The following is a 24,062-nucleotide window of genomic DNA, read 5'->3' as shown; positions in this document are numbered from 1 at the left end:
GCGCAATCAGTTCGTGGCGTCTGCGCGCCAGCACCAGGAACAGCGCCAACACGAACGTGATGAAGACCAGCCACGGCGATACCTCGACGTGGATTGCGACGCCGCCGGCGAATGCGCGCAGCACGAAGCCAATCGCAACCGCGATCACGTCGATGACCACCTGATGCTTGGCCCACAGCGAATACCCAAACTGGAGCGCGACGTACAGCAGTGCGATTCCCACGAACGCCGGGCCCAATACGATGCTCAGCACGGCCGCAATCGCTGCCAGCGAGAAGGCCGCCCTGCTTGCCGCGCCAACCGTGATATCGCCGCGCGCCAGCGGGCGGTCGCATTTTTCGGGATTCAGCCGATCCGCCTCGCGGTCGGCGATGTCATTGAGAACGTAACCGGCGCTCGAAAGCGCGCAGAACGCGACGACTGCGATGACCGCAAGCACGACATCGTGAAAAACGAACAGACGCTGGCCGAATACCAACGCCGCCAATACCAGCGCATTCTTGACCCATTGATGGGGCCGCGCCAGGCGGATCATCGCGGCCAACTGCCCGGTGTGCTGGCTGTCGTTCAACTTCGGTGCTGCGTTCACTGCATTTCTTTGTACAGGTCCGCGCTTTGCCGTCGCAAGACGCCAAAGCGGAGGCGGCGGCAGCCCAATCGGCACAGCCAGGTCAATTTCACTTGACCGCGAACCGCGTTTGCGAAAACAGTACGGCTCGATGAGTACTTCAACGCAGGAAAAAACCGGACCGTCGGCCACGGTGGATCTCGCCGGCTTGAAGCGGTTCCTCGATGAGCGCAAGCTCGGCGACACCGCCGCGCTTCGCTCCGAAAATATCTCGTTCGGCCATTCCAACGAGGTCCATCTGATTCATTTCGACGTCCATTGCTGGGCGCTGCGCCGTCCGCCGCGTGGATCGCTGCTCCCGACCGCGCACGACGTGATGCGCGAATATCGCGTGCTCAAGGCTCTCCAGAACACCGCCGTGCCGGTGCCGCGCGTGTACGCTGCGTGCGATGACCCGTCATATCTCGGCGCGCCGTTTTACCTGATGGAGTACATGCGCGGCGAGGTAGTGCGAGCGGACAACCGGCATTTCGCTCAAACCCCCGAGCTTCGCCGCCGGGTCAGCGAACAGATGGTCGATGTGCTCGTCGCGCTGCAGGAAGTCGATTGGCGCGCGGTCGGTCTTGAGGGTTTCGGACGGCCTGACGGCTATCTCGAACGCCAGCTCAAGCGATGGACCGATCAGCTCGAGCGCACGATTGTGCACACCCGCCCGCTGCCCGTGATGGAAAACGTCAAGGATTGGCTCCGCGCGCGAATCCCACAGTCGCCGGCGCCCACGATCGTTCATGGAGATTACAAGCTCGACAACGTGATGTTCGACCCCGGCAGCGCCCGCGCGATCGCCGTGCTCGATTGGGAGATGTCCACCATTGGCGATCCGCTGGCCGATTTCGGCTGGATGCTGACCTACTGGCCCGACCCAAACGACCGCGCGGCGGGCGGCGTGATCGCCAGCATGAACGCCGCCGAAGGATGGCTGACGCGGCGCGAGATGATCGATCGATACGAGCGCCGCACCGGGCGCGCGATGCGCGATTTTCCCTTCTATCAGGCGCTGGCGCTGTTCAAGCTCGCGATCATCATGGAGGGCAGCTACGCCCGATTCGTGCTCGGACAGGCCGACGATCCTCTGTTCGCCGGCATGAAGCAGCTGGTACCCGCGCTTGCCGACGCCGCGTGGTCGGTGTGCGGCTCCGCGTCGAGCGGCTAGCGATTCCAATGGCGGATTCTGATCTGCTCGCCGAACTGGCGCGCTTCGTAGAACGCATAACCGCGATCGCGCGGACCGGACTGGCGTTCAAGCCCGACGGCTTCGACTCCGAACGCTACGAGGAATTGCTCAAAGAGGCCGCCCGAATGCACGCGGTCCTTGCCGGCGCGAACGACGAAGATGCCGAAGCATTGCGCCGGCGATGGCGCGAGCAGGTGATCGCCGGTTACGAAGGATACGTCACGGCGGCGTCGGGATGCGGCGTGATCGCATTCAACGAGCGCGACGAAATTCTTTTGATTCAGCGGCCGACCGGCAAATGGTGGTATCCCACCGGGTTCTGCGACGTTGGTGTATCGCCCGCGGAGAACGCGGCCAAAGAAGCGCGCGAGGAAACCGGGCTTATCGTCGAACCCGAGCGCTTGATCGCCGTAATCGACAGCAGGAAGTGCGGCTCACCCGCCCGGCATATCTACTCGATGCTTTTCTATTGTCGAATCGTCGGTGGCGAGCTCAAACCAAATCCGCTCGAGGCGATTGCCGCCGGTTTCTTCCCGCTCGACCGCCTGCCGGAGCCCTTGCACGGAATCGATCGCAAGTGGATTGGACTCGCGCACGAGTTCCATTCAGGCGGCCGCATCGCGCCGTATTTCGATCCGCTCTGACGGGCGCGCGACAACGGAGCGCGGCCCTAACACTGGGTGCAGGGCTCAGCCCTGCTAGCGGGTATTTGCCTGGGCCGGGGTGCCGACTTGAGCCTGCATCGGATGCGATCCGCCGGTGCTCGCGCCAATCGAGATGATCATCATCCCCTGCTCGTAGCGCGGGCCGCCGATGATCAACGTCCCATTGTTCTTGAGCTTCAGGTCGGTGGTCATCAGCGGGCGAGTTCCGTCGAACAGCACGATCTCCATCGCGATCATGTCGCCGTCGATAGCGCGCGGCTGCACGTGGAGAATTTTGCCGCCCGGCAGCGTGAACGCGATCATCTTGCCGCAATCGGTCTGCCCCTCGTTGTGACCGATCAGGCTGTAAGTCGAAAAGCCGAACAGGCCCTGCAGCTTCTTGCCCATCGGCGCCAGCCGCGGGTCGGTTCCCTCGTTGGTATCCGCGGCCATAACCGAGTCGATATAAACGGTCACCTGCTTCGGTCCCGCCTGAGCGTACGTGAGACCCGGCGTCCCGAAGGCCGTGATCGCGATAATAAGGAAGCTAAGGCTACCGGGGCGCAGCGTCATGGCGGCCTAAGGCTGATCCGGTAACCAAATGACTGTCGTGTCCCTGCGAGGCTCGCTCCAGACTGCAACCGAATGGTTTTCCGACTCGAGCCGCGAGATGTCGGCGTGAGAATCGTTATCCGCCATTGTCGGCTCGCTGGCCGCCGCTTGCGCCACTTGATTTGCTCCCGCGGAGGCTTCTTGCCCGGTGTTGGCGATCGAAGTCGTCGAGTGCGGCCCTCGATTGGCGAACTGCTCGGCATACGGTGTCATCAGAATTATCGTCACGACGGCGACCGCGGCTACCGCGCCGCCCCACGCGAAGCCCGAGCCTACCGCATCCGCCTGGCGCCTCAAGAAACGCGCGAGTCTCGCCAGCACGGGCTGTGGCAGACGATCGACGCGAGCGATTACCGCGCTCGAAAATCCGGCCAGCGACGGCTCTGCCGCAATCGATCTGAGGTCTCGTCCGAGCGTCGAGTAATCGGCCAGGACGGCGGCGCAGGATTCGCATCGCGCCAGATGAAACGCGACTTCCTGCATCTCGTTGGGCTCGAGTTCGGAGTCCTCGAACGCGCCGAGCATCATGCCTATTTCACCGCATTCAGCCATATCGCGCTCAGCTTCCGGACACGTCCTTCAAGATGTTGCGCAGGTGGGTTCGAGCATAGTGCAACCTGCTCATGACCGTTCCTCTCGGACACTGCAAAACGTCGCTGATTTCGTCGTACGACATTCCTTCGACTTCGCGTAAAAGTATCACTGCACGATGTTCCGGCGTCAACTCCTCCAGCGCTTGCTTTAGGCGCGCTGAGAGTTCACTGCGGCTGACTTCCTTGAATGAGTCTCCCTGACTGGTCGGCATCTTGCCGATTTCGTTTTCGGCGTCTTCTCCATGAAGAACCACATGGCGTCCCTCGCGGCGCCAGAAATCGATCGCGAGATTGGCCGCGATTCGATACAGCCAGGTTGAAAAGCTCGACCGCGATTCGAATTTCGCAAGGTTTTCGAAGGCGCGAATAAATGTCTCTTGCGCCAGTTCAATCGCGTCATCCTGATTGTGCACTACCGCCAGCGCCACTCCGACCACCCGGCGCTGATAACGTTCCACCAAAACGCCAAACGCCTCGGAATCGCCCTTGCGGGAGCGATCGATTAGCTCGGCTTCATCACCGTCGTGGCGGCCTGGTGTTCTCAATTTAGTAGACGCAGGTGCGGGCGACTAAATTCAGCGGATTTCTCATGCCGCGCCGATCATCTCAGCCCAGTTTGGTCCGGATTTCAGCTCCACCTTCAGTGGAATTTTAAGTTCGGCTACCCCCTCCATTTCGCATTTTGCCATCTCGGCCGCCTCTCGCCACTCGTCTTGGGGCGCTTCCAGCAGCAATTCGTCATGCACCTGCAGAATCATCCGCGTGCCCAGCCCGCGCTCTCGAAGCACCCCATCCAGCCGTATCATAGCGAGTTTTATCAGGTCTGCCGCCGTGCCCTGGATCGGTGTGTTAATGGCGATTCGCTCTGCCTGCGCCCGAGCCCCGCCCGGCTGGGCGTTGAGCTCAGGCAGATAACGGCGCCGCCCGTACATCGTCGTTACGTAGCCCGTCGTGCGCGCATTGCGAACCGTCTCATCCAGCCACGCACGCACGCCCGGCAGCCGCTCGAAGTATCGCTTGATGTAGTCCGAGGCCTCCGCCAACGCAATTCCGAGCTCGCCCGCCAGCCGTTGCGGCCCCATCCCGTAAATGATCCCGAAGTTTATCACCTTGGCCAGTCGCCGCGCTTCGGCATTGACCTTGTCCGGCGTGACTCCCAGTACCTCGGTCGCGGTCCGCACGTGGATGTCCTCGCCGGTGATGAACGCGTCCACCAATGTCTTGTCGCCCGACAGATGGGCCAGCACGCGCAGATCTATCTGGGAATAGTCGGCTGACACGAAGACGCATCCCGGCTTCGGCACGAACGCCCGGCGAATCCGGCGGCCTTCGGCGCTGCGGGTCGGGATGTTTTGCAGATTCGGATCGCTCGAGCTGACCCGTCCGGTCGCGACCAGCGCCTGATGCCAAGTGGTGTGGATTCGCCCGGTGCCCGAGCGAATCACCTCGGACAGCGCGTCGGCGTAAGTGGACTTCAATTTCGAAATCGTGCGGTATTCGATCAGCTTGCGCGGCATGGGATGCACCGCCGCGAGCTTCTCGAGCGTATCGGCGTCGGTCGAAAATCCGCTCTTGGTTTTTTTCAGGCCCTTGGCCGAAAGTTTCAGCTCGTTGAACAGCAGCTCGCGCAGCTGCGTCGGCGAGTTGAGATTGAACTCGCGTCCGGCCAGCGCGTAGCACTCGCGCTCCAGCCGATTCAGTTGCTCGGCAAATTCCTTCGAGATGATCTTGAGCGCGTCGCCGTCGACGCCGATTCCCGCGGCTTCCATCGCCGCCAGAATCGGCGCGGTCGGCATCTCGATGTCGGCGAACAGCGAACTGAGCCCGTCGGCTTCCAGCCGCGGCGCCAACGCGTCGCGAAGATTTCTCACCAGCTCCGCATTCGTGCCCGGCGTGCCGCTGGCGCCTAGCGGAGCAAGGTACTCGTGATACAGATCGGCCAGCCGCGGCTCCGGCTGTCCCGAATTGATCAGAAAGGCCGCCAGCATCGTGTCAAAATCGACGCCTTTGAGCGCGACTGCGTGCCGGGCGAACGCTCCGATTTGAGTCTTCAGATCGTGGCACGATTTGGGCGGGCGCTCGGAGCCGAGAATTGGCGCGGCGCTCGCAATCCCGTCATGTTCGACGACGATTGTCTGGTCGGCGCTTGCGAGCTGCAACCGCTCCTGACCGGCCTCGGCGATGGCGAGGTCAAACGCGATGCGCGGCGCGTGGCCAAGAGTCTTGAGCGCGTCGGCGAGATCCTTCCCGGCGACGGCGGGGGCCGGCTTCGCGGCCGATTCCAGACCGGGAAGCTCCACCTGCGACGGCGATATCTCGCGCAGGATCGAATGGAACTCCAGCTCGCGCATCAGTTCCGCAGCCGCGTGCTCGTCCACGCCCCGCCACGCGAATTCGTCGGGCTCGACGCTCAGCGGCACGTCGGTGTCGATGCGGACCAGGCGCAACGCGAGGTCCATCTCGGCACGATGCTCCCTGAGCCAGCCAGCAATTCCTTTGACGGTTTTCTCGCCGTGAATAACCTCACCGATACGGTCCAGGTTCTCGTAGATTCCCTTTATACTGCCAAAATTCTTGACCAGCGCCACGGCCTTTACCTCGCCGACCCCCGGCACACCTTTGACGTTGTCGATCGTATCGCCGGTAAGCGCCTGGATATCGACCAGCGCCGCCGGCTCGACGCCGAAGCGCTCCTTGACCTCGCGCACTCCGATTCGCTTTTCGCGGGTCGCCATCGTGTCCCACAGCGTGACGTTCGGGCCGACCAGCTGCATGAAGTCCTTGTCCGCGGTGATGATCGTGACGATGAAATGCTCGTGCGCGGCGCGCTTGGCGAGCGTGCCGATCACGTCGTCGGCTTCGAATCCATCGAGCATCAGCGACTTGATCCGAAACGCCTCGACCACGCGATGGATGTAGGGAATCTGCACGACGAGGTCGTTGGGCGCCTCGGCGCGGTTGGCCTTGTACTCGGCGAACAGATCGTCGCGAAAAGTTCTCTTCGGCGAGTCGAATACGATCGCGATATGCGACGGGCGCACGTCCTTCAGCAGCTTCAGGATCATCCGGATGAAGCCGTACACCGCCTGGGTCGGCAGCCCGCGCGACGTATTCATCGGCGGCAGCGCGAAAAAAGCGCGGAAGATGTACCCGGAGCCGTCGACGAGAATGAGTTGCTTGCGTTCTGCGGCCATCAATCGAAACTATCCGATACGGTTCTCAAAGCAAAAGCGCCGCGAATGTCAATCGAAAATATTGCCCGATGTCAGATCGCCGTATTGACACTTTGGCGTGGTGTGTTTAATTAGTCGGTTGCTCCGTTGTTGATTGAATTGCCGGGCAGGCCGCTTCGTCAATTGAAGCTGAACCGGCCACGGCGTCCCGGCGGCTCTGGAATCGGACGAGCTGAATGATTGAGGTTAAAAACCTAACTAAAGCTTACGGCAACTTTGTCGCGGTAAGAGACGTATCGTTCAAAGCCGAGAACGGTTCCATCCTCGGCTTTCTCGGCCCCAACGGCGCCGGCAAGACCACCACGATGCGCATCATCACCGGCTATATGCCGGCGACCGCGGGCACCGTGCTGATCGACGGACTCGATATTTTTTCGCAATCGCTCGAGGCGCGCCGCAAAATCGGATACCTGCCCGAGAATCCGCCGCTGTATCCCGACATGCGGGTCGAGGCCTATCTCAGGTTTGTCGCAAAACTCCGCGGTGTCCCGCGCGCGAAGATCGAGCCGGCGCTCGAACACGTGCTCGAAGTTTGTGGCCTGACCGACATGTCGCATCGGATTTGCGGCCAGCTGTCCAAGGGCTATCGCCAGCGCGTTGGCCTGGCGCAGGCCTTGATTCACGATCCGCCCGTGCTGGTCCTCGACGAACCGACGATCGGTCTCGATCCGCGCCAGATTCACGAAATTCGCGATCTGATCCACCATCTCTCGGGCAACCGAACGGTGGTGCTCTCGACGCACATCCTGCCCGAGGTCTCGCAGATCTGCGACAAGGTCGTGATCATCGCCGACGGCCAGGTAGTGCTCGAGGAATACTTGAAGCAGCTCCCGGCCGGGACCTCGCTCGAAGATATTTTCCTGAACGCTATCACCAAGGAGCGTCATGGAGACGGCGCGAGCGCCGAGGAAACGCTGGAGGAGGTTGGAGCGGGGCATACCTAAGCGACCCGTGCCGCTGGAATGAAAAATTCTCTTACAATCGCCGGCAAGGAGCTCTCAGGCTATTTCCTGCAGCCGGTTGCCTACGTCGTGATGACGGTGTTCCTGCTGCTGGGCGGCTTCTTTTTCTTCGCGCTGCTGCGCTACTTCGAGGTGACGCTGACCGCCTACTCCGCGATGCAAAATCCCGAGGTGTTGCAGCGCTTGAATCTCAACGAGCGGGTAATCGAGCCGATGCTGCACAATCTGGCGATCGTGCTCGTCATCCTGGTGCCGGCGATCACAATGCGAAGCTTTGCCGAGGAGAAGCGAACCGGCACCTACGAACTTTTGTTGACAGCACCCATCCGGACCGGCGAGATCGTCGCAGGAAAGTTCATCGCGGCGGCGGCTTTTATGCTGATCATGATAGGGCTGGCAGGGATGTTTCCGCTGATCCTCGTAGCCTTCGGCAATCCTGAGGTCGGCGTGATGTTCGCGGGCTATCTCGGACTGGCGTTCCTGTCGATTGCGTTCGTTTCGATAGGATTGTTCACCAGCTCGCTTACCCAGAATCAGATCATCGCGGCGATCAGTTGCTTCGGCCTGCTGCTGCTGCTGTTCGTCATATCGTGGCCGACGCAGGGAGGCGGGGGGCCGCTGGTGGACCTGGTGCGCTATCTCTCGCTGCCGGACCATTTTGCACAGATGGTCACCGGCATCATCGATACGCGCGACATCGTTTATTTTCTGAGTCTCATCTTCGTGGCGCTGTTCTTGACCCAACGCTCGGTCGAGTCGGCGCGCTGGCGGTAAGGTAGCGAGGGGCGGATGCGGCGATCGGCGGCGCTTTACGGAATTCTCGGCCTGGTTTTGCTCTCATTCGGGCTGGTGGACTATTTCATCTCGAGCGGCTTTCGGCTGTTCGTGTGGGTCAACCTGATCTGCGGCATCTTCGCGATAGTCCTGTGGATCACTTCGAGCCGCTCCGAGCTTTCATCGATCACCACCGGACGCTCGGCGCGTTACGGCGCCAATGCCGTCATCTACTCGGCTGCCTACATCGGGCTGCTGGTCGCGATTAACTATATCTCGACGCTCCATCATACCCGGCTCGACCTGACGGCCGAGAAGGTTTACAGCCTTTCGAGCCAGTCGGTGAACGTGGTGAAGGGTTTGCAGAAGCCGCTCAAGCTCTACGGCTTCTTTCAGGGCGGCGAGAATCCCACCGCGCGCGAACTCTACGAGACGTTTGCGTACTACTCGCCCAAGCTCACTTACGAGCTGGTCGATCCCGACAAGCATCCCGAGCTCGCCGAGCGTTTCAAAGTTTCGGTGATGGGCACCACGCATATGCAGTACGGCGGCGACAACGGCGAGGGCACCAACGTCACCGAGCTCAACGAGGAAGCGCTGACCAACGCGATCATCCGCGCGACTAGGAGCAGCAAGAAGGTGGTCGAGTTCCTCGACGGGCACGGCGAGGCGGATCCCGACGATGCCGAGACCCAGTCGGGCTACGGCGCAATCAAGAAAGATTTGGAAGGCGAGGGCTACGAGGTTCGCAAGCTCGAACTCGCGCAATTGCCCAAGGTGCCCGACGACGCCAACCTGGTCATAGTCGCCGGACCGATCAAGCCGCTCGGCCAGCACGAGATCGATTCGCTCAATGACTATATGAAGCATGGCGGGCGCATGATCGCGATGTACCGGCCGCAGCGCCCCGACAATCCAATCGACGAAACGACGATGGTGAAGCTGGCGGGCGATTGGGGGGTCAAGGTCGGCAACGATATCGTGGTGGACCAGGTGGTGAGGCTGTTCGAAGGTCCCGCGCTCGGCCTCAATCCTCTCGTGCAGACCTACGGCGAGCATCCGATTACCAAGGATTTCAAGCAGCGCACCGTGTTTGCGATGTCCCGGTCGCTTAGCGCCGAACCCGATCTGAAACACGGACTGACCGTAACGCCAATCGCGAAGACCAGCGAAACGTCGTGGGCGGAGGTCGATCTCGACACGCTGTTCCGCCAGCAGAAGGCCGAACTGACAGCCAAGGACACGCGCGGACCGATCACGGTGGTGATGGCGGTGGACGGCAACCTGGAGCAGCTTGGCTGGGGCAAGGGCGATGCGCGCATGGTGGTGTTCGGCAGCACCGAGTTTGCCGACAATCAATACGTGGCGACGTTCTTCAACCGCGATTTTTTCATCAATAGCGCCGACTGGCTGACCGGCGAGGAAAATTCGATCTCGATCAGGCCGCGGTCGATCCGCGCGTCACGCTTTCGCCTGACTACCGCGCAATTCTCCATAGTGTTTGCGTTTGCGGTGCTGTTCCTGCCCGAGATGCTGCTGATCGCCGGGATCGTTGTGTGGTGGGAACGGCGCAACTGAGGCGCCCCCTAATCCGACTCAAGTCCGATGCGGCTGCGCAACACCATTATCGTTCTGATCCTGTTTGCGATTGTCGGCGGCTACGCCTTTATCGTCGGCCGTTATTCCTCGCCCGAGGCGCAGCGCAAGCTGCTCGACGTCAAGCAGGACGATATCGCCAAAATTGAACTGCGCTATTCTGACCGGGACATCGTGCTCGAGCGCGGCAAGGACAAACTGTGGCGGCTGGTGAAGCCTATCGGAGCCGAAGCCGAGCAGGGGCAGGCCAACAACCTCGCGCGCGCAATTGCCGATTGCACCGTGGTCCGCACGGTGGATGAGAAGCCGGCGGACCTCGTGCCATTCGGGCTTAAGCCGCCGACCACGACCGTCACGGTCACGACCTTCGACAACAAAACCTTGCCCGCAATCGAAGTCGGGAAATCGACGCCGATCGGGTTCAACGCTTATGTCCGGCTCGCCGACAGTCCGGCAGTGCTGCTGACCGAAGCGGTGTTCTCGGCCGGGATGAACAAGACGGTCAACGATTTGCGCCTGCGCGACTTGATGGCATTCAAGCTCGACGATGTTCGCAAGCTGATTATCGCGCGGGACAACGGACAGACGATTGAAATCGATCGCGACGGCGACCACTGGAAAATCGTCAAGCCCGCGCCGTACGCGGCCGACGACATGGCGGTCCGGACTGCTCTGGGCACGCTGGTCAACGCGAAGGCGTCCGACTTTATCGCCGATGCGCCGGGTAACGTCACGCAATACGGGCTTGAAAAGCCGCATCTGACCGCGACGGTGGTGCTCAAGAACGGCGAGCAGCAATCGATGCTGTTCGGCTTCAAACAGAGCGAGCAGGGGAAGAGCGGAATTTACGTGCGCCGCGGAGAGCGCGCGCCGGTTTACGCGGTGGCCGGGTATGTGATGAGCAGCCTGGACAAGTCGGCGCTGGATTTTCGCGATCGCACGATTGTGGAGGTCGATCCCGTGGCGGTTGCGACGGTCAAAGTCAAAAACAGCGACGGCGACTTCACGCTCAAGCGCGCGGGCGCAGACTGGAACGTGATAGCCGGCGGCAAGACGACCGAGGCCGATATCCCGGTCATCGAGCGCTTGCTCAATCAGTTGCGCGATCTGAAAGCCCAATCGATCGTCGCCGATCCGATGCCGAGCGCTCAGCCGTTCGGGCTGGACAATCCCGTGGCTGAAATCACGCTCGTCGGCAAGGACGGCAAGGAACTCGGCGTGGTCAAGCTCGCGAAGATCAGCGTCAAGCCAACGACCCCGCCAATTCCCGGCGAACGGGCAGGACCGCGGACGGAGTACTACGCATCTTCAAGCGCGAGCAAGGCGGTGTTCTCGCTCAGCGATTTCAGTTTCGCGCAACTCAACAAGCCTGCGCCGCTGTACATGGCCAAGCCGTCGCCGGCGGCGGCGCCGTCAAAGTAGCCGCGCGTCAGGTTTCGCGCGCTGGTTCGGAGGATGAAGGCTGGTCTCCGTGGCGCAGGGGCCATCCGCCGGTTGGCGGTGGTGGTCTTTATCCTGAGCTTTCCAGCGATTGTATTCGCAGCACCTCCATATATCACCGACGACCCCGAACCCGTCGAATATCAGCACTGGGAGATATACCTCGGATCGCTATTCACCAAGCAGCCGGGTGCCTGGACAAGCACAGCGCCGCATTTGGAAGTGGATTATGGTGCGCTTCCGAATGTTCAGCTCGAACTGATCCCACAAATGACCCTCTACGCGCCCACCCAGGGCGCCACCAGCTACGGCTACGGCGATACCCAGATAGGCGTCAAGTACCGCTTCCTTCAGGAGGGCGATTGGATTCCACAGGTCGCCACGTATCCGCAGATGCTAGTGCCTACCGGCTCTCACGCTCGGAATCTTGGGAGCGGGCATCTGCAGGCGTTTCTGCCGATATGGCTCCAGAAGAGCATGGGCAAGTGGACCGCTTATGGAGGAAGCGGCTACTGGATCAATCCGGGCGCGCACAACCGCGACTGGTGGTTCAGCGGGTTGGTCATACAGCGCCAGGTCCTGGCAAACCTCACGCCCGGCATGGAGATCTTTCACGGCACCACGCAAGTAGTCGGCGGTCCAAGTGAAACGGGCCTCAATCTCGGGTTAATCTGGGACCTTAGCGACACTCAACACATCGTTCTCTCCGCTGGTCCCGCTATCGGTGGGCCGAATCAACTCCAGGGATATTTCGCTTATGAGCTGACCTTTGGACCATAGGCGTCAGGTTTCGGCGATGACGTGGGCGATGGTGATGGGCCTTCTGGCGAGAAGACCGTTATCCGCGCCTTGAGCTAACCAGGGGTTGCCGATCGGGAGTATCCGGATGTATTCTCTTTGAATATGGGCATTGAGAAGACAACCACGGTCCGCATGGAGGGCCGCACGCTCAAACGCGTCGATGGTCTTGCCCATGCTATGAGCCGTTCACGGGCATGGGTGATAAATCAGGCGGTCGAACGCTACCTCGACTACGAGGAATGGTTCGTTGCCGAGGTGAAGCAGGCGCTTATGGAAGCCGAAGCCGGCCAGCTGGTGGAACACGAGACGGTGGTGAAGAGGTGGGAGCGAAAGCGTGCGGCTAAAGTGGACGCACGCCGCTAGCCGCGATCTCGATTCAGTCGAGCAATATCTCGGCCGTGCCAACCCCGGCGCGGCCATCGAAACAGTGCTCGAGATAATCCGGCATGTCGGAATGCTCGCCGAGCATCCAGGCATCGGACGACCGGGTCGCGTTGACGGCACGCGCGAGTTGGTGATCGCCGGACTCCCCTATGTGGTTGCATACCTTCATCAGGGCGACACGGTCACGGTGCTGCGCGTTCTTCACGGTGCTATGAAATGGCCGCGACGGTTTTGAAAGCGCGACGACTGCACTCGCGCGGTCGTCTCAGGTTTCGGCGATGACGTGGGCGATGGCCTGGGCGGCGGTGTGCGTGATGCTCAGATGAAAGCGCGCGATATGTTTTGTTTGCGCGAACGCGGCAGCCTTGCCCGATAGGACGATGGTCGGCGCTTTGCCGCGCTCGCGCACGACTTCGATCTCGCTCCATCCGACGTTGCGGTTCCATCCCGTGCCGAGCGCCTTCATCGTCGCTTCCTTGGCGGCGAAACGCGCCGCGTAGCTCTGGTAGCGGGGACGCCCGCGCGACTCGCAGTACCGGACCTCGCCAGCCGTGAAGACGCGGGCGCGAAAACGCTCGCCCGTCGCGGGCCGCGTGAGAGCCCGCTCGATGCGTTCGACCTCGATAACGTCGATTCCAGTGCCGGCGATTTGTCCCATCGCCAGTGAGTATTAGCCGCGCCGGGGGCGGATTCAATTGCGCGCACAAACGGCCGGGCGATTGAAACAGTGAACCGGTGAAATACTTGCGGCACGCCGAGTACGGATTCTATTGTTCATCCACGACGCGGAGGAATCGATGGCGAAGCTTTCGATCACAGTGAACAAGACCCGTTGCATCGGCAGCGGCGACTGCGTGGAAACGGCGCCCACCGTGTTTCAACTCGGCGCGGACGGCAAGTCCGAGGTCGTCAACGCGACCGGGGCCGGCGACTCGATAATCATCTCGGCGGCGCGCTCGTGTCCGGTCAAAGCGATCACGGTGGTGGACGAAGACGCCGGCGTGCAGCTTTTTCCGCCGCCGAAGAAGTAGGCTCAAGGATCGCGCCATGGCCATGCGCAAGCATCCCGCAGGCGAACTCGTAATCGAGCAGACGCGTGACCTCGCGCGGGTGCGCGAGATGCTGGCGCGGGCCGGCATGATGACGGACGCAGTCCAATGGCCCGCCGCGTGTTACATCTTTGCATATCTCGGCGACGAAGCGGTCGGAGTCATCGGCGTCGAGTCGAAGATCGACGCGGCGCTGATACGTTCGCTGTACGTGAATGAATCGATGCGCCGGCGCGGAATCGGCGGCGCGTTGATCGCGGCGGCGCGCAAGGCCGCGCACACGCGCGGCGCGCGTCATCTGTACCTGTTCAGCACTGAAGCTGGCGGGTTCTTCCGGCGCCGCGGTTTCACGACGGTGGCCGTTGCCGACGTTATCGCCGCGATCCCCGGCGTGCCGCAAGTCGAGTATTACCGCGCGCGGCCCGAGGAACTCGCGCGCGAGCGCGCGTACCATCTGGATATTTCGGGCGATGGACTGATCGAGAGATAGCCGGGCGCCCGCCCCTGCACCCGATTCAGAACAAACGGGAGGGGGATTGCTGAGCTCGCGCCGGTGCGTAGCAGCCCAGGTATTTGCCCATCGCGGTCGTCACAATCAGGTACGGATTCGAGGTCAGCAGTTTAGCGGCGAGCCGTGGCGTCATGTCGGGCCGAATCGTTTGCGGCGCGGGATTCATCGCAGCGAGCGCGCGCGGCGCGGACTCGGAGTGTTCGATCGCGCCGAGCAGGACTGCGTCGGGAGTGAGCACGACGGCGCGCGGCGTCGGCGAATCGGGCGAGGCCGGCCCGACGGAATCTTCGGGACCGAGGCGGACGAGGTTTTCGTCGTTGCGCATGAACTCGCCGACGCGCACGCGGTCCGAATAGCGAATCCAGCCGGAGCGCAGGCCGGGCGCGAGATTATTGACGAAATAGGGGAGCGCGCGTATCCGCTCTGAGAGCGTCGCCGGCGGATCGATCGGCAATCCGCGGACGATCCAATCGGCCTTGCCCCGGAAGTAGTGGCGGACGTCGGTGAAACCCAGCCAAGCGAGCTGCGCCCCAGCTCGCGCACTGAGATCGCACAAGCAGTCGCGGCAATAGACAACGACCGGACGCGTGCGGTCCAAAGATGCGGGCGCGTCGCGGATGATGCGGCGCAGTGGAACGTGAACGGCGCCGCGGATGTGCGCGGCGTCGTACTCGTGCGATGGAAGCACGTCAACGATTTGCACGCCGCCGGCCGCGCGCATCCGGGCAAGCTCGCGATGCCGAATCTCGCGCACCAGCTACGCGCGCATCGCGGCGAGCGCAGCGCGTGCGGTATCGACGATCGTCTCGCCGCTGCCGGCGGCAATCCGCGCGGTATCGACTTCATAACCGCCTTCGGCGTACGCGGCGCGGGTGGGAATATATCCGATCAGGTCGTTGCAATAGCCGGCTACAAAAGTTTGCGCGAAGTGCGGGGTTGCCTTAATCGCGAGGCCGAGCTCGACGAAGAGTTCGCCTGGGATACCGACGATCGCGAGGTCGCCGATGGTGACGATGGTCATCGCGGTGGCAAGCTCGCGGCGCGCCATGTCAACGCGGCGGTCGCGCCGATTTTGCTCCTCGAGGGCTTCCAGAGCGCTCAGCGCCGAAAGTGATTGTGCATGATGGTCGCGCAGGCGCTTCAACTGATAGCCGTCGCCGCCACGATGGTTGTCGAGCGAGGCTTGCGTCTGGGCGGCGCAATCGCGCGCGATGGCAAGGTCGGCGCCGAAATCCTTGAGCTTGAGGTTGAGCGCGATCCTGCGCGTGGCGACTGGCGACGCGGCAATCGAGGGCGCATGTTCGAGCGCGTCGAACGCGCCGCGACCCATCGCGCGGCCGTACTGCCCGGCCACTTCGAAATTGCCGCGGCTTCGTGGATCGATGTTGCCGGTCGCGCCCTGGAGGAAAATCGATATTGGGCGCGGGCCCGCGCCGGGGGCGGCCGCACTTTCGATTTCGTCCATCGCGAAGCCGGGCCAATCGCGCGAGTAGAGCAGGTTGTCCTCGCAAAGCACGACACCGTGGCACGGATAGTTCATGAGGAACGCGATTGGACTTCCGTCCGGGCGGTACGCGCCCAGCGCCATGACTTCGGCGTCAGCCGGGCCGGCGCCGTTGGCGGCAAGCTGAATTTGCCGGTTCGGACGCATCAGGCGGCGATTGATTCCGAGCGCAAATCGGGCGGTAGCGGCGCGCAGCCGCGCGGGCTCGAGACGTTCGTGCGCCTGAACGATGGCGGACGCGATCTTTGCGGGCAGCGCGCGCTCCCATTCGAGGTCGCGGCCGTCGGCGGGAATTGCCGCGGCGCGCGGAGTCGCGAAGATGTTGAAGGCAGGTGCGGAATGGGTGTGCGTGGCGCAAATCAGGACGGAGTCGGCGGGGATGCCGGTGCTTGCGGCGACGCGCTCGCGGATGTCGTCGGCAATGCGAATCCCGATCGCGAGAACGTCAACGCCGGCGATTGCGACTTTCGCGCCGCCGTCATCGAGCACGAGCGCCTGCGCGGCGAGGTCATCGTGCACGCCAGCGTTGCGGCCGACGCGATTGCCGTAGCCGAGCATCGCGAGACCGACGGGCGGATCGAGTTTTACTCGCGCGGCGCCGGCGTAGAGGGAACGCATAGCTAGCCCGGCTTATCGAGATTGGCTGCGGCGAGCTCAGCGGCTCTGGAAGCCACTTTTGCGGCTGCGGCGATGATGTCGTCAACGTCGCGATCGTCGCCGAGCAGGCATTCGTGCGGTACCGCGGCCATCGCGTGCTCGAAGAGTCGCTCGGCGACCGGGCAATCGATCGTGATTCTCGCGGCTCCGGCGCCCGCGAGCTCGCACGCTTTTAGATAGGCGGGCGACTCGCGCGGGAAGAGTGCGGATCGATACACGGGATCGTTGCCGACGCCGCATGGAATGCCCTCGGCGCGCATCGCGCGGACGAATCGGTTGCGCGAGATGCCGAGTGCGGATTCATCGACGAGAAAAACGAACGCGTAGATGACTTCGCGCGTGACGCGTGGATCGCGCGCGATGGGGCTAATCCCCTTGATTGCGCCGAGCCCTTCGCGCAGGCGGGCGGCGGCGCGGCTCTTGCGCTCGATCTGCTCGGGAAGGCGCGCGAGTTGCGCGAGCAGAATTCCGCATTGCCATTCCGTCATCCGGTAGTTCGCGCCCATCAGCGGACCCTCGAAAGTGTCGCCGGGGCGCCGACGCCCGCAATTGATCAGCGACTGGCATCGCTGCTCGAGGTCGGGGTCGTCGGTCGTGATCATCCCGCCTTCGCCTGCGGTCATCGGCTTGGTGGATTGAAAACTAAAGCATCCAAGAGCGCCATGCGTGCCGACGCCGCGCTCGCGGAATCGAGCACCGGGGACGTGGGCGCAATCCTCGACGAGCGGAATCGAATGCGCGCGCGAAATTTCCGCGAGCGCGTCGAGATCGGCGAGCGACGCGCCGTAGTGAACGGGGATGATCGCCTTGGTGCGGCGCGTGATCAGCCGCTTGACGCAGTCCGGATCGATGCATGCGTTGGCGGCGCTGACGTCGGCGAAGATCGGACGCGCCATGCATGCGACGGCAGCGTAGGCGGTCGCGGCGAAAGTCATCGCGGGAACGATGACCTCATCGCCGGCGCCGACGCCGAGCGCCTTGAGTGCGACTTCGAGCGCGCTGGTGCCGGAAGTGGTCGGAATGGCGAAGCGAGCGCCCTGATACGCGGCGAATGCGGCGGCGAACTCGGTGGCCTTGCGATTGGGGCTGGGGAAGCCGCCCCAGTTCGACGAGGTGAGGACGTCGTCGAGCTGCTCACGCTCGCGGGCATCGAAGACCGGCCACGTGGAGAACGGGCGGGTGCGAAGGGGCAGGCCGCCGAGGATTGCGAGTGTGGAAGGCATCGAACTTAAACGATTACTTTAAGTATCAAAATATCCGCAGCGTCACCTGGCTTGCTTACGCCGGGTGGCCGCGGCGCTACTTTCGCGCGACTTCTTCGAGGATCGTAATCTCGGGACGTCCGGCGAGCAGGCCGCCGATTTTTCCGCCGAATGCCCGCATGTGATCGGTTTTGCCGTGGGAATCGAGCGCGGCCTGATCCTGGTAAACCTCGTAGTAGGTGAATTCGGCCGGGTCCTTGGTGTTCTTGTGCAGGACGTAGGCGAGGGTGCCGGGCTCGGAGGTTTTCACCTGCGCGATCATTTCCTTTCCTGCGGCTTCGAACGCGGCTTCGCTGCCGGGCTTCACCTTGAGTTTCGCAATCACAGTAATCGGCATCGTGGGTCTCCTTGAAAGATCGAATTCAACTACCGTCGTATTCGGACGCGCGCAGAATTTCAAGGCGAATCGACACGCGGCGCGGCGGCTCTTTCCTCGCAGCGCGCGGTCGGTTAACGGTTAAACGCCAATTGCGGCGATGCGATGATCGATCACAGCGGGGATCGTGGAGAATAATAAGATGCTTGGTTTCGATTTGACCGACGAACAGCGCGAACTGAAAGAGCTGGCGCACAAGTTTGCCGAACAGGAAATAATTCCGCGCGCGCGCGAATACGACGACAAGGAAATTTTTCCGGTGGACGTGTGCGAGAAGGCGTTCGCGGCGGGGCTGATGAACTTTGGAGTGCCCAAGGAGCTGGGCGGACCGGGACTCGGCGTGCTCGACACGTGCCTGATCGTCGAGGAACTGAACTACGGATGCTCGGGTATCTCGAACGCGGTGGGAGCCAACGACCTCGCGACGCTGCCGATTCTAATCGCGGGCAGCGACGAGCAGAAACGGACCTACCTGGGGCAGTTGGTGAAGAAGCTGACGTTCTGCGCGTTCGCGATCACCGAGCCGGGCGCGGGATCGGATGTCGCCGCGATGAGCACCACGTACCGGCGCGAGGGCGACGAGTTCATCCTCAACGGCACCAAGCATTTCATCTCGAATGGATCGCGCGCGGACTGGTACGTCACGTTTGCGACCTCGGACAAGCGGCTCAAGCACAAGGGCATCTCGTGCTTCGTGTTTCCGTCGAGCGTGCCGGGAATCACGCGCAACCGGATGCACGGGAAACTCGGGCAACGCGCAGCCGACACCGGCGAAATTTTTTTCGAGGACGTGCGAATACCCGCCAGCGCGCTGGTCGGACGCGAGGGCGAGGGTTTCAAGTACGCGATGGCGACGTTCGATCACAGCCGGCCCGAGATTAGCGCGATCGCGATTGGAATTGCGCAGCGCGCGCTCGACGAATGCCTCAAGTACTCGAAGCAACGCAGCGCGTTTGGGCAGCCGATCGCAAACTTTCAGGCGATTCAGTTCATGATGGCCGACATGGCGATCCAAATCGAAGCGATGCGGCTGCTGACGTACAAGGCGGCGTGGCTGGTCGATCGCGGCGAGGGCGCCAACACGATTTCGGCCTACGCGAAGGCATTCAGCGCCGACGCGACGATGCAGATCACGACCGACGCCGTGCAGATTTTCGGCGGCTACGGCTACATGAAGGATTATCCGGTCGAGAAGCTGATGCGCGACGCGAAGCTGCTGCAGATCTACGAGGGCACGTCGCAAATTCAGCGGGTCGTGATCGCGCGCAACCTGCTCAAGGGGTGAGCGCGGCGCGCGCGGGTCAATTCGCGGGCGCGACGGGATGCGGGATTGGCGGGTCCTGGTCGGCGGGCTCGTTGCCGGTGACCGCGCCGACGTATTCACCCTCGTGGTACACGTCAACGCGGCCCGTCGTCGGATCGGGAAATAGATTCCATTCGTCAGGCGGCGGCTCATCGGAGGGCGCCACATACGCGACGGGTGCAGGTGGAGGAGGAGCAGGCGGCGGCGCCGCGGAGCATGAGGCGACGGCTATCGACAACAGCAGGGGGAACGCGGCTCGCGAAATCCTTGTATTCATGGCGCAGCGCTGATTCGCGTGGACGGGACTGAATAACATCTTGTCGCCGGATTGCAGGAATCGCAAGCGGCGTGGCGCGCGCCGCTAACGCTATTTGCGCGGGAGGCCCAGGACTTCGCGGAAGTGATGGATGGTCTTTTCCAGCCCGGGCCGCAGTGCGGTATGCGGCTGCCAGCCGAGGACCTTTTTCGCGAGCTCGATGTTTGGTTTGCGACGGACGGGATCGTCGGCACGGGGCGGCTTGAGAGTCACTTTCGAGGAGCTGGCTGAGAGTTCGATGGCGAGTTCGGCCAGTTCCGCGATTGTGAACTCGTCGGGGTTGCCGACATTAACCGGGCCGATGTGAGTCTCCTGATTCATCATGCGCACGAGCGCGTCGATGATGTCGTCAACGTAGGCGAACGAGCGGGTCGAAGCGCCGTCGCCGTAAATCTCGAGATCCTCGCCGCGCAGCGCGGCCACGCAGAAGTTGGAAACCACGCGGCCGTCGTTGATCGCCATCCGCGGGCCGTAAGTGTTGAAGATCCGCACGATGCGGGTGTCGACGTTGTTCTGCCGGTGATAGTCCATCATGAGGCATTCGGCGACGCGCTTGCCCTCGTCGTAGCAGGAGCGCACCCCGATCGGGTTGACGTGGCCCCAGTACGACTCGGTTTGCGGATGCTCCTCGGGGTCGCCGTAAACCTCGCTGGTGGAGCTGAGCAGGATGCGTGCGTGCACGCGCTTGGCCAGGCCGAGCATGTTGATGGTGCCCATCACGCTGGTCTTGATGGTTTTGACCGGGTTGTACTGGTAGTGCACGGGCGACGCAGGGCAGGCGAGGCTGTAGATGCGATCGACCTCGAGCAGGATTGGCTCGACGACGTCGTGGCGGATGAATTCGAAATTCCGGTTGCCGAGCAGGTGCATGATGTTGGCGCGCTTGCCGCTGAAGAAGTTGTCGAGGCAGATGACCTCGTGGCCGTCCTTGAGCAAGCGCTCGCATAGATGGGAGCCGAGAAATCCCGCGCCGCCGGTTACCAGTGCTCGCACAGTTGTTCTCCCGGGTCAGCGGCGGTTTTCGCGGGCGATGGCGAGAACGGTTTCGATTACGTAGGCGACGTCTTCGTCGGTCATCGAGGCGTAGATGGGAAGCGACAGGCAGCGGCTGAAGATGCCTTCGGCGACCGGAAAATCGCCGTTGTGGTAGCCGTAGTTGCGCTGATAGTAGTGCATCGTGTGCAGCGGGATGCAGTGCACGGAGCATCCCACACCGCGCTCGCGCAGTATCTCGACGAACTGATTGCGGCCGAGCTTGAGGCGCTCGGGCCGGATGCGCAGCACGTAGAGATGCCAGGCGTGCTCGATCCCCGGCTCGGAGTAGGCAATCTGCAGCGCGTCGTCGGCGCGAAACGCCTCGTTGTAGGCCCGCGCGATCTCACCGCGGCGGCGCATGAAGTCGTCCGCGCGCTTGATCTGGGCCAAGCCGATGGCGGCGTGCACGTCGGACAGGTTGTACTTGAAGCCCATGTCGTGGATTTCGTAGTACCACGAGCCGCTCTTGTCGTAGCGCTTCCACGCGTCCTTGTTCATCCCGTGCAGGCTGGCGACCGCGATTTTTTCAGCCAGCGCGTCGTCGGTGGTCGTGATCATACCGCCCTCGGCGGTGGTGAAATTCTTGGTCGCGTAGAAACTGAAACAGGTGAGGTCGCCGATAGTGCCGACCTTCGCCATCCCGCGTCCGTCCATGTAGCGCGCGGAGCCGGCCGCGTGCGCGGCATCCTCGACAACTTTCAAATTGTAGTTGCGCGCGATTTTGAGGATCCGATCCATGTCGCAAGCCTGCCCGGCGAAGTGCACCGGCAGGATCGCGCGGACGCGTTTGTTGGCGCCGCTCTCGAGCGCCTCCTCGATGCGGGCCGGGTTGATGTTGAAGGTGCCCGGATCGACGTCAACGAACACCGGCCGCGCGCCGAGGTAGCCGAGAATCTCGGCGGTCGCGGTGAAGGTAAACGGCGTGGTGATAACTTCGTCGCCAGGACCGATGCCGAGGGCCCATAGCGAAAGATGAAGCGCGCCGGTGCAATGCGAAACGGCGAGCGCGTGTTTCGCGCCGACGTAGCTGGCAAATTCATGCTCGAAGCGCTTGGCCTTGGGTCCGGTGGTGATCCATCCGGAGCGCAGCGTGTCGAGAACCTCGCGCTCCTCGTCGGGTCCGATCGACGGACGATGAAATGCTACTTGTCGCATGGTGTGTGATTCGGTTGAAATCGGCGCAATCCCGTTGGTTGTGTCAGTTTTGGAGTATAAGGGATAGGTCAAAAGCGGAGCAAGGCGGAACTCGATGAGGCGCGCAGGATGGGCCGCGGCGGCGGCAGTGGTTGGATGGTACGTGTTCGCGCTGGCGATATTGCATCCGCTCGCCGACGCGCCGGTGGTGGATAGCTGGCTGTACGGCTCGGCCGTGCGCCGTTTTCTGCGCACCGGCGAGATCAGGTTTGCCGGCTTCACGCAGGCGATGCCGATAGCGCAGGTGATCTACGGCGTGGCCTGGTCGCGCGCGTTCGGCGCCAACTCGGCGTCGCTGGAAATCTCGGTAGTCGCGCTGGCGGTGCTGTGCGGAGTGATGTTCCATGCGCTCGCGATCAAATGCGGCGCGTCGCGATGGCAAGCGCTGGCGGCGACGGGCCTGCTGATCTGCAACCCCTGTTTCACCTTCCTGAGTTTTTCGTTCATGACCGAGGTTCCGTTCCTGACGATGCTGGTCGCGGCGCATCTGGCGTTCGCCAAGGCCGAAGAACCGCGCGAGATTTTGTGGCTGTGGATAGCGGCGGCGCTGGCGGTGATCGCCTTCATGATTCGGCCGTTCGGTGCGATTGCGATAGCCGGGTCCGTGGGCGCGATGCTGCTTTACGACACCCGGCGGCAGGGAGCGCGTCGTTGGGATCGCGCGCGATGGCTCAAGATGATGGCGCCGTTCGGCGTGGCGCTGGCGGTCTGCGGGTTCCTGTGGATCTGGCTGACGGTGCTGGGTCCGAAGCCCTGGGCCCTGCAGCTTGACGAAAAGCACTTCGCCTATATTTTCCGCGTGCCGCTGGCGAGCTACATTCGCGCGGGCGTGCTCGGTCCGGCGCTTTACCTGGGCATGGTGCTGTCTCCGCTTGCGATTCTGCAGTTGACGACCCCGCGGTGGCGCCGGGTGGCGATTGGCGGCGCGGGAATTTTCGCCGCCGCGCTGATCCTCATGTGGGTGGATGATCGGTTGCCCGTGACGCCGGAGTGCAGTTGCTTCGGCGGGTGGCGCAACGTGCTTATATTGCACGGGGGTTCGAATCGTTTTTCATGGGATGGCGACTGGCAATATGCGTTTCTGGCACTGGCAAGTTTTGGCGTGGCCGGATTTATCGCGGTGTTAGCCGAAATCTTCGGAACTCTTCCGCGGGCGGCTGCCGCGATGGTGATAGCGGCGATAATCTATTGGGCGGCGACTATCCCGCTGTGGTTTTACAACGACCGCTACTACCTGGTGATGGTCCCGGCCGGCGCAATCGTGCTCGCGCTTGCACCGCTGCCTCGAAGCAGGATGGTCAAGGCGGCAGGATTGGCGATGACGCTCGCGATGGGCCTGTTGTCGCTCGGCGGGACGTATGCGTATCAACGTGGGATGGAGGTAATCCTCGCAACGCGCAATGAACTGGAACGCGAGGGAGTTCCGCGCTCAGCGATCGATGCCGGCTACGCGCTCAATGGCGAAGACCTCTATCGTTATCCCAAGCATGGGATTGAATCGATGAAGCTCGAAGCTGGAATCCCGATGATCACGTCGGATAAGGCGGCTGAATACACGATTGCCAGCGAGCCTATCGCCGGCATGGACGTCGTGCGGCGCCTGAAATGGCCGGGACTGTTCGGCCTGGGCCATCGCTACTTTTACCTGGTGAAACAGCGCACTGCGGCCGGCAACGGAATCATTCCGCCGAGCGCGCCGCCTGCCGCCGCGCCGCCGCAGCGCAACTAGCTGCGGCTGCCGGGGGCAGGTCCCGGCATCACGTAGGTTGGGACGCCGGTTTTCTGTTCGACCGCTTTTTCGAGCTTCTGCATATCGACCTGGTCGGAAATTCCCAGCCGGTCGGCTTCCTTCTGCGCGTATGCCCACAGCCCGGCGTAACGGCCGTAGAGATCGTCGTGGACCTCGACGTACAGCGAGTCGCCGCGCCATCCAAACTTCACGGGCTGATAGACGAACATCCCGGGCGTGCCGATTTTCACCTTGTTGAAGAGGCGCTCGATGTCCTCGGGATAC

The 24,062-nt window shown here is 62.4% G+C and carries 27 protein-coding genes and 1 pseudogene; 13 read left to right on the top strand and 15 right to left on the bottom strand.

Going from position 1 to position 24,062, the window contains the following annotated elements; genetic code table 11:
* Positions 1-589 (bottom strand): UbiA family prenyltransferase (locus ABSB13_RS12390; RefSeq protein WP_428108874.1); only part of this gene is annotated, 589 nt, incomplete at its 3' end.
* 130 nt (positions 590-719) lie between these two features.
* Here ABSB13_RS12390 and ABSB13_RS12385 point away from each other — a divergent pair.
* A complete protein-coding gene (locus ABSB13_RS12385; protein WP_428108871.1) occupies positions 720-1,781 on the top strand; it encodes a phosphotransferase family protein in 1,062 nt (353 codons plus the stop codon).
* An 8-nt stretch (positions 1,782-1,789) separates the two neighbouring features.
* Positions 1,790-2,446: an NUDIX hydrolase N-terminal domain-containing protein gene (locus tag ABSB13_RS12380; protein ID WP_428108869.1), complete on the top strand. Its 657-nt coding sequence runs from the start codon at positions 1,790-1,792 to the stop codon at positions 2,444-2,446.
* A gap of 54 nt (positions 2,447-2,500) precedes the next feature.
* On the opposite strand, the gene ABSB13_RS12375 is transcribed toward ABSB13_RS12380, so the two are convergent.
* Genes ABSB13_RS12375 through polA form a run of 4 tightly spaced genes read right to left on the bottom strand, consistent with a single transcriptional unit; the run spans position 2,501 to position 6,845 of the window.
* Positions 2,501-3,019, bottom strand: a complete 519-nt coding sequence (locus tag ABSB13_RS12375) for a hypothetical protein (RefSeq protein ID WP_428108867.1) — start codon at positions 3,017-3,019, stop codon at positions 2,501-2,503.
* A gap of 6 nt (positions 3,020-3,025) precedes the next feature.
* Complete coding sequence (locus tag ABSB13_RS12370; RefSeq protein WP_428108864.1) at positions 3,026-3,610, bottom strand: anti-sigma factor family protein; 585 nt, start codon at positions 3,608-3,610, stop codon at positions 3,026-3,028.
* Positions 3,611-3,617: 7 nt separating this feature from the next.
* Positions 3,618-4,196 (bottom strand): RNA polymerase sigma factor, encoded by a 579-nt coding sequence (locus ABSB13_RS12365; protein ID WP_428108862.1) that lies wholly within the window; start codon positions 4,194-4,196, stop codon positions 3,618-3,620.
* A gap of 42 nt (positions 4,197-4,238) precedes the next feature.
* Positions 4,239-6,845 carry a DNA polymerase I gene (gene polA, locus ABSB13_RS12360; protein ID WP_428108859.1) on the bottom strand — a complete coding sequence of 869 codons (2,607 nt, stop codon included), beginning with the start codon at positions 6,843-6,845 and terminating at the stop codon, positions 4,239-4,241.
* A gap of 215 nt (positions 6,846-7,060) precedes the next feature.
* On the opposite strand from polA, the gene ABSB13_RS12355 reads away from it, so the two are divergent.
* From ABSB13_RS12355 to ABSB13_RS12335, 5 genes are read left to right on the top strand one after another with little or no spacing between them, the layout of a single operon-like run.
* On the top strand, positions 7,061-7,828 hold the full coding sequence (locus ABSB13_RS12355; RefSeq protein WP_428108856.1) for an ABC transporter ATP-binding protein: 768 nt from the start codon (positions 7,061-7,063) through the stop codon (positions 7,826-7,828).
* Positions 7,829-7,846: 18 nt separating this feature from the next.
* Positions 7,847-8,620, top strand: coding sequence for an ABC transporter permease subunit (locus ABSB13_RS12350; protein ID WP_428108853.1), 774 nt, complete (start codon positions 7,847-7,849; stop codon positions 8,618-8,620).
* A 15-nt stretch (positions 8,621-8,635) separates the two neighbouring features.
* A complete protein-coding gene (locus ABSB13_RS12345; protein ID WP_428108851.1) occupies positions 8,636-10,198 on the top strand; it encodes a GldG family protein in 1,563 nt (520 codons plus the stop codon).
* Positions 10,199-10,225: 27 nt separating this feature from the next.
* Positions 10,226-11,638, top strand: a complete 1,413-nt coding sequence (locus tag ABSB13_RS12340) for a DUF4340 domain-containing protein (RefSeq protein WP_428108849.1) — start codon at positions 10,226-10,228, stop codon at positions 11,636-11,638.
* A gap of 33 nt (positions 11,639-11,671) precedes the next feature.
* Positions 11,672-12,436 carry a hypothetical protein gene (locus ABSB13_RS12335; RefSeq protein WP_428108847.1) on the top strand — a complete coding sequence of 255 codons (765 nt, stop codon included), beginning with the start codon at positions 11,672-11,674 and terminating at the stop codon, positions 12,434-12,436.
* 3 nt (positions 12,437-12,439) lie between these two features.
* Here the strand turns inward: ABSB13_RS12335 and ABSB13_RS12330 are convergent, their stop codons facing one another.
* A complete protein-coding gene (locus tag ABSB13_RS12330; RefSeq protein ID WP_428108845.1) occupies positions 12,440-12,631 on the bottom strand; it encodes a hypothetical protein in 192 nt (63 codons plus the stop codon).
* A 3-nt stretch (positions 12,632-12,634) separates the two neighbouring features.
* Here ABSB13_RS12330 and ABSB13_RS12325 point away from each other — a divergent pair, with 3 nt between their 5' ends.
* Together ABSB13_RS12325 and ABSB13_RS12320 are read left to right on the top strand one after the other, a co-directional pair.
* Positions 12,635-12,820 carry a CopG family ribbon-helix-helix protein gene (locus tag ABSB13_RS12325; protein WP_428108842.1) on the top strand — a complete coding sequence of 62 codons (186 nt, stop codon included), beginning with the start codon at positions 12,635-12,637 and terminating at the stop codon, positions 12,818-12,820.
* Positions 12,792-13,076, top strand: coding sequence for a type II toxin-antitoxin system RelE/ParE family toxin (locus tag ABSB13_RS12320; protein ID WP_428108839.1), 285 nt, complete (start codon positions 12,792-12,794; stop codon positions 13,074-13,076). The genes ABSB13_RS12325 and ABSB13_RS12320 overlap by 29 nt, the downstream gene beginning before the upstream one ends.
* Before the next feature lie 30 nt (positions 13,077-13,106).
* On the opposite strand, the gene acpS is transcribed toward ABSB13_RS12320, so the two are convergent.
* Positions 13,107-13,499 carry a holo-ACP synthase gene (acpS, locus tag ABSB13_RS12315; RefSeq protein WP_428108837.1) on the bottom strand — a complete coding sequence of 131 codons (393 nt, stop codon included), beginning with the start codon at positions 13,497-13,499 and terminating at the stop codon, positions 13,107-13,109.
* A 139-nt stretch (positions 13,500-13,638) separates the two neighbouring features.
* On the opposite strand from acpS, the gene ABSB13_RS12310 reads away from it, so the two are divergent.
* Positions 13,639-13,872: a ferredoxin gene (locus tag ABSB13_RS12310; protein ID WP_428108835.1), complete on the top strand. Its 234-nt coding sequence runs from the start codon at positions 13,639-13,641 to the stop codon at positions 13,870-13,872.
* Positions 13,873-13,888: 16 nt separating this feature from the next.
* The gene (locus ABSB13_RS12305; RefSeq protein WP_428108832.1) at positions 13,889-14,380 is read left to right on the top strand and encodes a GNAT family N-acetyltransferase; all 492 of its coding nucleotides are present in this window, start codon (positions 13,889-13,891) and stop codon (positions 14,378-14,380) included.
* A 25-nt stretch (positions 14,381-14,405) separates the two neighbouring features.
* On the opposite strand, the gene ABSB13_RS12300 is transcribed toward ABSB13_RS12305, so the two are convergent.
* The 4 genes from ABSB13_RS12300 to ABSB13_RS12285 form a co-directional block, all read right to left on the bottom strand.
* Entirely contained in the window at positions 14,406-15,155 is a 750-nt protein-coding gene (locus ABSB13_RS12300) for a rhodanese-like domain-containing protein (RefSeq protein WP_428108829.1), read from the bottom strand.
* 3 nt (positions 15,156-15,158) lie between these two features.
* On the bottom strand, positions 15,159-16,523 hold the full coding sequence (locus ABSB13_RS12295; protein WP_428108827.1) for a neutral/alkaline non-lysosomal ceramidase N-terminal domain-containing protein: 1,365 nt from the start codon (positions 16,521-16,523) through the stop codon (positions 15,159-15,161).
* A 2-nt stretch (positions 16,524-16,525) separates the two neighbouring features.
* Complete coding sequence (locus tag ABSB13_RS12290) at positions 16,526-17,785, bottom strand: DegT/DnrJ/EryC1/StrS family aminotransferase (RefSeq protein ID WP_428108824.1); 1,260 nt, start codon at positions 17,783-17,785, stop codon at positions 16,526-16,528.
* Between the two features lie 76 nt (positions 17,786-17,861).
* Positions 17,862-18,161, bottom strand: coding sequence for a putative quinol monooxygenase (locus ABSB13_RS12285; RefSeq protein WP_428108822.1), 300 nt, complete (start codon positions 18,159-18,161; stop codon positions 17,862-17,864).
* Between the two features lie 181 nt (positions 18,162-18,342).
* On the opposite strand from ABSB13_RS12285, the gene ABSB13_RS12280 reads away from it, so the two are divergent.
* Positions 18,343-19,485: an acyl-CoA dehydrogenase family protein gene (locus ABSB13_RS12280; protein WP_428108819.1), complete on the top strand. Its 1,143-nt coding sequence runs from the start codon at positions 18,343-18,345 to the stop codon at positions 19,483-19,485.
* A 16-nt stretch (positions 19,486-19,501) separates the two neighbouring features.
* Here ABSB13_RS12280 and ABSB13_RS12275 read toward each other — a convergent pair whose 3' ends face one another.
* The 3 genes from ABSB13_RS12275 to ABSB13_RS12265 all read right to left on the bottom strand — a co-directional run bounded on the left by ABSB13_RS12275 (position 19,502) and on the right by ABSB13_RS12265 (position 22,009).
* Entirely contained in the window at positions 19,502-19,780 is a 279-nt protein-coding gene (locus tag ABSB13_RS12275) for a hypothetical protein (protein ID WP_428108817.1), read from the bottom strand.
* 90 nt (positions 19,781-19,870) lie between these two features.
* Positions 19,871-20,812 carry a UDP-glucuronic acid decarboxylase family protein gene (locus ABSB13_RS12270; RefSeq protein ID WP_428108814.1) on the bottom strand — a complete coding sequence of 314 codons (942 nt, stop codon included), beginning with the start codon at positions 20,810-20,812 and terminating at the stop codon, positions 19,871-19,873.
* Between the two features lie 15 nt (positions 20,813-20,827).
* Positions 20,828-22,009 (bottom strand): DegT/DnrJ/EryC1/StrS family aminotransferase, encoded by a 1,182-nt coding sequence (locus tag ABSB13_RS12265; RefSeq protein ID WP_428108812.1) that lies wholly within the window; start codon positions 22,007-22,009, stop codon positions 20,828-20,830.
* A gap of 94 nt (positions 22,010-22,103) precedes the next feature.
* Between ABSB13_RS12265 and ABSB13_RS12260 the strand changes: the two genes are divergently transcribed.
* Entirely contained in the window at positions 22,104-23,777 is a 1,674-nt protein-coding gene (locus ABSB13_RS12260; RefSeq protein WP_428108809.1) for an ArnT family glycosyltransferase, read from the top strand.
* Here the strand turns inward: ABSB13_RS12260 and ABSB13_RS12255 are convergent.
* Positions 23,774-24,062 (bottom strand): annotated as a pseudogene (locus tag ABSB13_RS12255) (L,D-transpeptidase family protein); the annotation flags it as partial. The gene ABSB13_RS12260 and the pseudogene ABSB13_RS12255 overlap by 4 nt on opposite strands.

This window comes from Binatus sp. (SeqCode) (assembly GCF_050013435.1).
Lineage (GTDB): Bacteria > Desulfobacterota > Binatia > Binatales > Binataceae > Binatus.
This window is presented reverse-complemented; position numbering and strand designations above follow the sequence as displayed.